Raw genomic sequence first — 8,448 nt, 5'->3', positions numbered from 1 at the left:
TTTGTTTCTTCGATAAAAAGAGGAACACCGATTGACATTATATCAGTCGGTGCTCCTTTTATTTGTTCTTTTTAATTAATTTATACAATGCCTGTTGAGCGTGTTGATTCGCTTCTTTGTTTTGTTCTCTCGGTATCCATTTAACAAATAATAAATCAAAATCTTTTTCAAATATTTCTATTTGATCAAAATAAGGTTTGAATTTTGCGTTTTTCACATATCCAGCTTCAATACTATCTGCAATTAGCTTTGAGTCAGTATATAATAGTGCGTTTTGAACATTTAATTCACGTGCATGTTCTAGTGCATAAATACAAGCAGCCCATTCTGCAGTGTGGTTATCCATTTCGCCTAACTCATGTGTATATATATAATGCTGATCATCTTCTTTGATTACAATGGCACATGTACTTATGCCTGGATTTCCTTTCGTCGCAGCATCAAAATTTATTTTCGCCATAATAAACCTACTTTCTATTCAGTGCTTAGTTAAAGTTACTATTACTGTAATACAAAATACGTTGGGTAATCCATTAAAAAACACGCATCACTTAAATAAGTAACACGTGTTTAAAATACTCGCTGAGTCAAAGATGATTTTCTAATACGTAGTACTGTAATATCCTTCCTAAAAAATCATCTTGATAAAAATTTTATTCAAATATCAGCATTAAAACAAATTCTATTTATGTAGTAAGTGCTTTAATAGCCTTGATCTAACTTATCAATTTTACCTTTTCGATAAAACGATTTAGCAATATATCCAAATGGTACGTTAAAAATAGTTGAAGCCAGTTTCAATACATAGGTAGTAATGAAAATTTCAAATACAACAGTTCCAGGTAAGCTACCAACGAAGGCAATTGCTACAAATAAAGCAGTATCAATAATTGAACTTAAAATTGTACTACCATATGCGCGAATGAAAAACGTTCGATCAGAACTGAAAATCTTTTTGATTAATGAAAAAATAAATACATCTATATGCTGTCCAATAATATAGGCCACAATTGAACCTAAAGCGATACGTGGAACTACATCAAATATTGCATGTAATGCTTTTTGTGCCATATCTTCTGGTGCAGGAATAAAGTGTAATGATAATTGCATAACAATAATCATAATTAATGTCGACGAAAAACCTAACCCAACTGCTCTTTTGGCAACTCTTCGACCATAAATATCGTTTAAAATATCAGTTGCTAAATAAATTGAAGCGAACATAACATTTCCTAATGTTGCAGAAATACCAAAAATTTCTACTGTTTTAATTACTTGAATGTTGGCAATGATTGTGCCAATAGCAACCCATGCAATTAAACCTTGCTTCCCGAAAAACCGATACATTAATACCATAAGTATGAATGTCACAATAAATGTAACAAGTCCTAATAATTCATTATACATATTTAAATGTCCTCCTAAATTTTGATCATGCGGGTGTTTAGAAACCGCTCAATAAATAACTTACTCATTTTACTGAAAAATCGTTTGCGATGCAATAGTATTTGAATATAAATACATTTTACGCATAGAATTGTAAAAGGTTTCATTCAAAAATTAGGGTTAGAAATGTTATAATATTTTTATGTCAAATTTAAAACAGTAACACTTATTTACAAGGTTGCAATATTTTGGAGTAATAAAGGAAGTGTCGCGTATTTTAACTTTTTCAGAGCAAAATGCACTCGCGAAAATAGATGATTTAATGAATACTTATTGCAATCAATGTCCGATTAAAACACGACTTCGAAAGCTAGAGGGAAAAACGAAGGCGCATCATTTTTGTATCAATGAGTGTTCAATAGGGAAAGAAATTAAACAATTAGGAAATGAACTTCAGTAGGAGGAAGTCAAATGCAAATTATATCAATTTCAGAAACACCAAATCACAACACAATGAAGATTACGCTTAGCGAAAGTAGAGAAGGTATGACATCAGATACGTATACAAAAGTGGATGATGCACAACCTCAATTTATCAATGATATTTTAAAGATTGATGGTGTTAAATCAATTTTTCATGTCATGGATTTTATTTCTGTAGATAAAGAAAATGACGCAAACTGGGAAACAGTATTACCGAAAGTTGAAGCTGTATTCGAATAAAATTTTCATCAACAAATGTTCGGGGGGAATTAAGTAAATGGAAATTTTACGTATAGAGCCAACACCTAGTCCAAATACGATGAAGGTTGTATTATCACAACACAGAGAAGGCATGTCATCAAATACTTATAAAGAGATTGCTGAATCACAACCAGCATTTATCAATAAGCTGTTATCAATCGATGGTATTACATCAATTTTTCATGTCATGGATTTTTTAGCAGTTGATAAAGAGCCAAAAGCTGATTGGGAGAAGATATTGCCACAAATAAAATCGTCATTTTCTGAAGATTCAAGTCGTGATGAAATGGTAATGGCGTCACAAATCGACAATCATTTTGGTGAAATCAAAGCAGAACTCTTAACATTCAAAGGTATTCCTTACCAAATCAAGTTAACATCAGATAATCAAGAATTACGTGAACAACTACCACAAACATATATTGATCATATGATTCAAGCACAAACAGATCATGACAATATTGTTCTGATGCGTAAATGGATAAATCTAGGGAATCGATACGGAGAAATAACAGAAGTTTTGGGTAGTGTGTTAGAAGAAGTATTAGCTATTTACCCAGAATCGACGTTGCCTAATATGGTTAAACAAGCCATTTCAGATAAACGCACCTATGAAAATGAAGATTTCTATCGACATGTTTCATTAGATGAATATCATGCTACTAATGACTGGAAGACGCGGTTAAGAATGTTGAATCATTTTCCAAAACCGACTTTTGAAGATATACCTTTACTTGATTTAGCGTTATCTGATCAAAAAGTCCCTATTAGACGTCAAGCTGTTGTTTTGTTAGGAATGATTGAAAGTAAAGATATTTTACCGTACCTTTATAAAGGTCTCAGAGATAAGAGTCCAGCTGTAAGGAGAACTGCGGGCGATTGTATAAGCGATTTGGGTTATCCTGAAGCACTTCCAGAAATGGTGAGACTCTTAGATGATCCGCAAAAAATTGTGAGATGGCGAGCTGCTATGTTTATCTATGACGAAGGTAATGCTGAACAACTACCAGCACTTAAAGCGCACATTAATGACAGCGCATTTGAAGTTAAATTACAAATTGAGATGGCAATATCACGCATTGAAAAAGGTGATGAGGCTTTAGGTTCAGTTTGGAAACAAATGGCAAATCGAACTGTATAATTAGGAGGAATTAAATATGAATGCATATGATGCTTATATGAAAGAAATAGCGCAACAAATGCGTGCAGAACTAACTCAAAATGGTTTTACTAGCTTAGAAACGAGTGAAGCAGTTACCGATTATATGAATCAAGTAAAAGAAGATGATACTACTTTTGTAGTAATAAACTCTACATGTGGTTGTGCTGCCGGGTTGGCAAGACCTGCAGCAGTTGCAGTTGCAACTCAAAATGAATACAGACCTACAAATACAATTACTGTATTTGCTGGACAAGATAAAGAAGCGACTGAAACTATGCGCGAATTTATTCAACAAGCACCATCTAGTCCATCATATGCATTGTTCAAAGGTCAAGATTTAGTTTATTTTATGCCGAGAGAATTTATTGAAGGTCGAGACATTAATGACATTGCAATGGACTTAAAAGATGCTTTTGATGAAAATTGTAAATAGTCTATAAATAAAGGTTAGCACATTAAACGATATTGAAAATGATGTCAGTCATTATAAATAGAGACTTTAGTTGCATATCATTTATTGAAATTTATCAAATTAAGTCAACTAACGATATCTATCTTTTTTATGAGACTTCCAATGACATCATTCATAATATTTCTATTGATGTGTTAACCTCTTTTTTGAAAATTAAAGCTTTAAAGTAACAGAATGGGGTAAATAATTATCAATCGTGTTTAATGACAAAAATGGTTGTGTTAAAAATTAAATTATGGTGAAATTTTAAATCGTTACTAAATTGAACTTTAACAAAGGGCGTTTTACCTTTAAAGTAGCAATATTAAAAGTTATACAACTCTAAATTTTAAATTAATCAAGCATATATACAATAAATATTAAAAATGAGGTGTTATCACATATGTTGAATTCATTTGATGCAGCATATCATAGTCTTTGTGAAGAAATTTTAGAAATAGGAAATGCAAGAAATGACCGTACAAAAACAGGTACAATTTCGAAGTTTGGACATCAACTTCGCTTCGATTTATCAAAAGGTTTTCCTTTACTTACAACTAAAAAAGTTTCTTTTAAATTAATAGCAACTGAACTATTATGGTTCATTAAAGGTGATACGAATATTCAATATTTACTAAATTATAACAATAATATTTGGAATGAATGGGCATTTGAAAATTATATCAATTCGGATGATTATAAAGGACCCGATATGACTAATTTCGGTCATCGTTCACTAACAGATCCAGAATTTAATGAATTATACAAAGAACAAATGAAACAATTTAAACAACGCATTATTGAAGACGATGATTTTGCGAAACAATATGGTGATTTAGGTAATGTTTATGGTAAACAATGGCGTGACTGGGAAGATAAAGATGGTAACCATTTTGATCAATTAAAAACAGTCATTGAGCAAATAAAACATAATCCGGATTCAAGACGACATATTGTGTCTGCTTGGAATCCTACAGAAATAGATACCATGGCATTACCACCATGTCACACAATGTTCCAATTTTATGTTCAGGATGGTAAATTAAGTTGCCAATTATATCAACGTAGTGCAGATATATTTTTAGGTGTGCCGTTTAATATTGCAAGCTACGCATTATTAACACATCTAATCGCAAAAGAATGTGGGCTTGAAGTAGGTGAATTTGTTCATACATTTGGAGATGCGCATATTTACTCAAATCATATTGAAGCAATTCAAACACAACTTTCTCGAGATAGCTTCAACCCACCAATATTAAAAATTAACAGCGACAAGTCAATTTTTGATATTAATTACGAAGATTTGGAAATTATTGGTTATGAATCTCATCCACCAATTAAGGCGCCTATTGCAGTTTAAATAATACTTTAACGTAATATTTAAGTATAAATTATTGAGTACCATTGAATTTCAAGTGTTAAAATGTACTTTTTTGTGTTAAACGTTTTCATTAATTATGCAAAATCATTATTTCTATCACACTTTATGATGAAAATTGTGTTAAATTAAAGGTAACTTAATAGTAAAAAATGAAATGATAGAAGAAGGAGGATAATTATGACTTTATCCATTCTAGTTGCACATGATTTGCAACGTGTAATTGGTTTTGAAAATCAATTGCCTTGGCATTTACCCAATGATTTGAAACATGTCAAAAAATTATCAACTGGTCATACACTTGTCATGGGTCGTAAAACATTTGAATCTATTGGTCGACCATTACCAAATCGTCGTAATGTAGTTCTAACAACAGATACAAATTTTGCAGTTGAAGGTGTTGATGTAATTCATTCAATTGATGAATTATACAATTTACCTGGGCATGTTTTTGTATTTGGAGGACAGACATTATTTGAAGAAATGATTGATAAAGTAGATGATATGTATATTACAGTCATTGAAGGTAAATTCCGTGGCGATACGTTCTTTCCACCTTACACATTTGAAGATTGGGAAGTGGCTTCTTCCGTTGAAGGCCAACTTGATGAAAAAAATACAATTCCACATACCTTCCTACATCTAATTCGAAAAAAATAAGGGGGAGAATCACATGACAAAACAGATTATTGTGACAGACTCAACATCCGATTTATCAAAAGAATATTTAGAACAACACAACATCCATGTAGTTCCTTTAAGTTTGACTATTGAAGGCGAATCATATGTTGACCAAGTGGATATAACATCTGAGGAATTCATTAATCATATTGAAAATGATGAAGATGTTAAAACAAGTCAACCTGCCATCGGTGAATTTATATCAACTTATGAAGAACTAGGCAAAGATGGTGTAGAAATCATAAGTATTCATCTTTCTTCAGGTTTAAGTGGTACTTTTAATACAGCATTTCAAGCGAGTCAAATGGTAGATGCAAACGTAACGGTCATTGATTCTAAATCTATTTCATTTGGTTTGGGTTATCAAATTCAACATTTAGTTGAACTTGTAAATAAAGATTTAACTACAGATGAAATTGTCGAAAAATTAAATGCCTTTAGAGAAAATATCAAACTATTTGTCGTAATTGGTCAACTTAACCAATTAATTAAAGGTGGCAGAATTAGTAAGACTAAAGGTTTAATTGGTAATATTATGAAAATTAAACCAATAGGTACACTTGATGATGGACGTTTAGAACTTGTGCATAATGCACGTACACAAAATTCTAGTATTCAGTATTTAAAGAAAGAAATAGCTGAATTTATTGGCAATCATGAAATTAAATCCGTAGGTGTGGCTCATGCTAATGTCATTGAATATGTTGATAAATTAAAAAAAGTATTTAGTGATGCATTTCATATTAACAACTACGATATAAATGTAACTACACCTGTAATTTCAGCACATACAGGACAGGGTGCTATTGGACTTGTAGTCCTTAAGCAGTAAATTTAGCATTTTCAGTGTTAATTACTTCCATTTCAATCTTTTATAGACTAAATTTATAATTAGATAGATAAAGGAGGTAATTCATATGACAAAAGAATATGCAACATTAGCAGGAGGATGTTTCTGGTGCATGGTAAAACCATTTACATCATATCCCGGCATCAAGTCAGTCGTATCTGGTTATAGTGGTGGTCACGTTGAAAACCCTACTTATGAGCAGGTATGTACGAATCAAACCGGCCATGTCGAAGCAGTACAAATTACATTTGATCCAGAGGTTACTTCCTTTGAAAATATATTAGATATATATTTCAAAACATTTGACCCTACCGACGATCAAGGTCAGTTTTTCGATAGAGGCGAAAGCTATCAACCAGTAATCTTCTATCATGACGAACATCAGAAGAAAGCTGCTGAATTAAAAAAACAACAATTGAATGAAGAAGGTATTTTCAAGAAACCAGTGATTACACCTATTAAACCATATAAAAATTTCTATCCAGCTGAAGACTACCATCAAGATTACTACAAAAAGAACCCGGTACATTACTATCAATATCAACGCGGTTCTGGTAGAAAGGCGTTTATAGAATCACATTGGGGGAATCAAAATGCTTAAAAAAGATAAAAGTGAATTAACAGATATAGAATACATTGTCACTCAAGAAAATGGCACTGAACCACCATTTATGAATGAATACTGGAATCATTTTGCTAAAGGTATATACGTAGATAAAATTTCTGGTAAACCATTATTTACTTCAGAAGAAAAATTTCATTCAGAATGTGGCTGGCCAAGTTTTTCAAAAGCACTAGATGATAAAGAAATTATTGAATTAGTCGATAAATCATTTGGCATGTTAAGAACTGAAGTTCGTTCAGAAGAATCAAATAGCCATTTAGGACACGTATTCAATGACGGTCCAAAAGAAAGTGGCGGATTAAGATACTGCATCAATTCCGCTGCAATTCAATTTATTCCATATGAAAAATTAGAAGAGTTGGGTTACGGCGATTTAATATCACATTTTGATAAGTAGGAGTGGAAAGTATGTTTAAAAAATTATTTGGTAAAGGCAAAGAAGTTAATAAAGATATCGCAATTTATGCACCATTAACAGGTGAATACGTAAAGATTGAAGATATTCCAGACCCTGTTTTCGCGCAAAAAATGATGGGTGAAGGATTCGGCATTAATCCAACTGAGGGAGAAGTAGTGGCTCCAATCTCAGGTCGCGTTGACAATGTCTTTCCAACTAAGCATGCTATTGGTTTAAAAGCTGATAACGGATTAGAATTATTAGTTCATATCGGTTTAGATACTGTTCAATTAGATGGCGAAGGCTTTGAAGTACTAGTATCTAGTGGGGATGAAGTAAATGTTGGCGATCCATTAGTAAGATTTAATCTCGAATTTATTAATAAAAATGCTAAATCTGTAATCTCACCGATTATTATTACAAACTCTGATCAAGCAGCTTCTATCAATATTCACGATGAAAAAGCAGTCATCAAAGGCGAAACAAAAGTTATTGATGTGACAATGAACTAATGAAAAATTATTCATTTTATCAATTTGTTATGACAGTTCGTGGTAGACACGATGATAAAGGTCGTCTTGCCGAAGAGATATTTGATGATCTTGCTTTTCCAAAACATGAAGATGATTTTAACGCGTTGTCTGATTATATTGAAACACATGGTGATTTTACATTACCAATGTCTGTATTTGATGATTTATATGAAGAATATACTGAATGGCTAAAATTTTAGCTAATTAAGTCAATATTGATTAGAACCAGGGTGATGCAACG

Annotated in this window: 13 protein-coding genes; 11 read left to right on the top strand and 2 right to left on the bottom strand. The window is 32.0% G+C overall.

Annotated elements, in window-relative coordinates:
- Positions 1–58: 58 nt before the first annotated feature.
- Both ML436_06930 and ML436_06925 read right to left on the bottom strand, forming a co-directional pair.
- A complete protein-coding gene (locus tag ML436_06930; protein UMT79451.1) occupies positions 59–460 on the bottom strand; it encodes a ribonuclease HI family protein in 402 nt (133 codons plus the stop codon).
- 242 nt (positions 461–702) lie between these two features.
- Positions 703–1,407: a queuosine precursor transporter gene (locus tag ML436_06925; GenBank protein ID UMT79450.1), complete on the bottom strand. Its 705-nt coding sequence runs from the start codon at positions 1,405–1,407 to the stop codon at positions 703–705.
- Positions 1,408–1,651: 244 nt separating this feature from the next.
- On the opposite strand from ML436_06925, the gene ML436_06920 reads away from it, so the two are divergent.
- From ML436_06920 to ML436_06870, 11 genes are all read left to right on the top strand, one after another.
- On the top strand, positions 1,652–1,846 hold the full coding sequence (locus ML436_06920; GenBank protein UMT79449.1) for a zinc-finger domain-containing protein: 195 nt from the start codon (positions 1,652–1,654) through the stop codon (positions 1,844–1,846).
- Positions 1,847–1,857: 11 nt separating this feature from the next.
- Complete coding sequence (locus ML436_06915; protein ID UMT79448.1) at positions 1,858–2,109, top strand: NifU N-terminal domain-containing protein; 252 nt, start codon at positions 1,858–1,860, stop codon at positions 2,107–2,109.
- Positions 2,110–2,146: 37 nt separating this feature from the next.
- Positions 2,147–3,271, top strand: a complete 1,125-nt coding sequence (locus tag ML436_06910; GenBank protein UMT79447.1) for a conserved virulence factor C family protein — start codon at positions 2,147–2,149, stop codon at positions 3,269–3,271.
- A 16-nt stretch (positions 3,272–3,287) separates the two neighbouring features.
- On the top strand, positions 3,288–3,725 hold the full coding sequence (locus ML436_06905) for a BrxA/BrxB family bacilliredoxin (GenBank protein ID UMT79446.1): 438 nt from the start codon (positions 3,288–3,290) through the stop codon (positions 3,723–3,725).
- 421 nt (positions 3,726–4,146) lie between these two features.
- Positions 4,147–5,103, top strand: coding sequence for a thymidylate synthase (locus ML436_06900; GenBank protein UMT79445.1), 957 nt, complete (start codon positions 4,147–4,149; stop codon positions 5,101–5,103).
- 198 nt (positions 5,104–5,301) lie between these two features.
- Entirely contained in the window at positions 5,302–5,781 is a 480-nt protein-coding gene (locus ML436_06895; GenBank protein ID UMT79444.1) for a dihydrofolate reductase, read from the top strand.
- Positions 5,782–5,794: 13 nt separating this feature from the next.
- Complete coding sequence (gene fakB2 / locus ML436_06890; GenBank protein ID UMT79443.1) at positions 5,795–6,634, top strand: fatty acid kinase binding subunit FakB2; 840 nt, start codon at positions 5,795–5,797, stop codon at positions 6,632–6,634.
- Between the two features lie 85 nt (positions 6,635–6,719).
- Positions 6,720–7,253 (top strand): peptide-methionine (S)-S-oxide reductase MsrA, encoded by a 534-nt coding sequence (gene msrA / locus ML436_06885; protein UMT79442.1) that lies wholly within the window; start codon positions 6,720–6,722, stop codon positions 7,251–7,253.
- A complete protein-coding gene (msrB, locus tag ML436_06880; GenBank protein ID UMT79441.1) occupies positions 7,246–7,674 on the top strand; it encodes a peptide-methionine (R)-S-oxide reductase MsrB in 429 nt (142 codons plus the stop codon). The genes msrA and msrB overlap by 8 nt, the downstream gene beginning before the upstream one ends.
- Positions 7,675–7,685: 11 nt before the next feature.
- Entirely contained in the window at positions 7,686–8,186 is a 501-nt protein-coding gene (locus ML436_06875; GenBank protein ID UMT79440.1) for a PTS glucose transporter subunit IIA, read from the top strand.
- Positions 8,186–8,407 carry a YozE family protein gene (locus tag ML436_06870; protein ID UMT79439.1) on the top strand — a complete coding sequence of 74 codons (222 nt, stop codon included), beginning with the start codon at positions 8,186–8,188 and terminating at the stop codon, positions 8,405–8,407. The genes ML436_06875 and ML436_06870 overlap by 1 nt, the downstream gene beginning before the upstream one ends.
- Positions 8,408–8,448 lie beyond the last annotated feature (41 nt).

The organism is Staphylococcus roterodami, assembly GCA_022493055.1.
GTDB lineage: Bacteria > Bacillota > Bacilli > Staphylococcales > Staphylococcaceae > Staphylococcus > Staphylococcus singaporensis.
Note: the sequence above shows the minus strand (reverse complement) of the source record. Positions and strands in the feature narration are given on the sequence as shown.

Excerpts from the sequence above, each read along its gene's own strand:
- ML436_06870 (UMT79439.1), top strand. The coding sequence starts at position 8,186 with ATGAAAAATTATTCATTTTATCAATTTGTTATGACAGTTCGTGGTAGA.
- ML436_06930 (UMT79451.1), bottom strand. The coding sequence starts at position 460 with ATGGCGAAAATAAATTTTGATGCTGCGACGAAAGGAAATCCAGGCATA.
- msrB (UMT79441.1), top strand. The coding sequence starts at position 7,246 with ATGCTTAAAAAAGATAAAAGTGAATTAACAGATATAGAATACATTGTC.
- ML436_06910 (UMT79447.1), top strand. The coding sequence starts at position 2,147 with ATGGAAATTTTACGTATAGAGCCAACACCTAGTCCAAATACGATGAAG.
- ML436_06925 (UMT79450.1), bottom strand. The coding sequence starts at position 1,407 with ATGTATAATGAATTATTAGGACTTGTTACATTTATTGTGACATTCATA.
- fakB2 (UMT79443.1), top strand. The coding sequence starts at position 5,795 with ATGACAAAACAGATTATTGTGACAGACTCAACATCCGATTTATCAAAA.
- ML436_06915 (UMT79448.1), top strand. The coding sequence starts at position 1,858 with ATGCAAATTATATCAATTTCAGAAACACCAAATCACAACACAATGAAG.
- ML436_06905 (UMT79446.1), top strand. The coding sequence starts at position 3,288 with ATGAATGCATATGATGCTTATATGAAAGAAATAGCGCAACAAATGCGT.
- msrA (UMT79442.1), top strand. The coding sequence starts at position 6,720 with ATGACAAAAGAATATGCAACATTAGCAGGAGGATGTTTCTGGTGCATG.
- ML436_06900 (UMT79445.1), top strand. The coding sequence starts at position 4,147 with ATGTTGAATTCATTTGATGCAGCATATCATAGTCTTTGTGAAGAAATT.
- ML436_06895 (UMT79444.1), top strand. The coding sequence starts at position 5,302 with ATGACTTTATCCATTCTAGTTGCACATGATTTGCAACGTGTAATTGGT.
- ML436_06875 (UMT79440.1), top strand. The coding sequence starts at position 7,686 with ATGTTTAAAAAATTATTTGGTAAAGGCAAAGAAGTTAATAAAGATATC.